Source organism: Sphaerotilus sp. FB-3, from assembly GCF_023706025.1.
Classification (GTDB): Bacteria; Pseudomonadota; Gammaproteobacteria; order Burkholderiales; family Burkholderiaceae_C; genus Sphaerotilus; species Sphaerotilus sulfidivorans.
On sequence record NZ_BQWE01000075.1, the window covers coordinates 1 to 1289 of the forward strand.

At 71.1% G+C, this 1289-nt stretch carries 1 protein-coding gene; it reads left to right on the forward strand.

The annotated features are described in order from the left end of the window. Positions 1-37: 37 nt before the first annotated feature. The coding region (locus NFT33_RS19105) for an IS4 family transposase (RefSeq protein ID WP_251677723.1) at positions 38-1289 on the forward strand (1252 nt) is incomplete at its 3' end.

Sequence of the window (1289 nt, forward strand, 5' to 3'; positions counted from 1 at the left end):
GATTGAGAGGTTCGAGCAGCAGACGCCGGCAAGCGTGATGGCGCGCATGGTGCTGGAGGAGGCGCTGCCGGCAAAGTGGATAGACGAGGTGTTCGAGGCACATCGAGGGCAGCAGTACGCGCGCAAGCTGATGTTGTCGACGGTGGTGGAGCTGATGACGCTGGTGACACTGGGGCTGAGGCCGTCGCTGCACGCGGCGGCGAGGCAGAGCAAGAGTCTGCCGGTGTCGGTGGCGGCGCTGTACGAGAAGGTCAGGGGCACGCAGCCGGAGTTGCTCAGGGCATTGGTGCAGGGCAGCGCGAGCAGGCTGGGGCCGGTGATGGACAGTCTGGACAGGCCGAGCAGTCTGGCGGGGTGGAGGCTGAGGGTGGTGGACGGCAACCACCTGGCGCGCAGCGAGAAGAGGCTGGGGGTGCTCAGGGGCAAGCGAGGAGCGGCGCTGCCGGGGCACTCGCTGGTGGTGTACGACCCGGACGAGGCGCTGGTGCGCGATCTGGTGGCGTGCGAGGACGAGTACGAGAGCGAGCGGGTGGGGGTGATGCCGCTGGTGGAGGGCTCGCGGCCGGGGGAGCTGTGGGTGGCCGACAGCCACTTCTGCACGCGTGCGCTGCTGCAGGGTTGGCAGGACACGGGGGCGAGCTTCATCGTGCGCGAGCATGGACGCCACCCGAAGGTGGGCGAGCGCGGCCAGTGGAGTGCGGCGCAGGGCAGTGACACGGGCCGGGTGCGCGAGTGCGCCATCACGCTGCAGGCGCTGCGCGGGCAGGCGCGGGCCTGCACGGCGTGGCGGTGCATCGAGATCGAACTCGACGAGCCCACCGAGTCGGGCAGCAAGGTGCTGCGGCTGTGGAGCAACCTGCCCGCGACGGTGGAGGCGCCCACCATCGCCGCGCTGTACCGCAAGCGCTGGCGCATCGAGGGCATGTTCGGGCGGCTGGAGTCGGTGCTCCACAGCGAGATCAAGACCCTGGGGCACCCGCGTGCGGCGCTGCTGGGCTTCACGGTGGCGGTGCTGGCCTACAACGTCCTGGCGCTGCTGCAGGCGGTGGTCGAGCAGGCGCACCGGCCGGCCATGCCCGAGCTGGAGGTCTCGCCCTTCCACCTCGCCCAGCACGTCAAGGAGGGCTTCGAGGGCCTGCTGGTGGCGGTGCCGCCACAGCAGTGGAGCGGGCGGGCCGAGCCCTCGCCCGAGCATCTGGCGCGGCGGCTGCTGGAGCTGGCCATGCGGCTGCCTGCCAGGAAGCTCGCCACGGCCAAGCGCGGACCCAAGGTCGCGGCCGCCAAGGGCT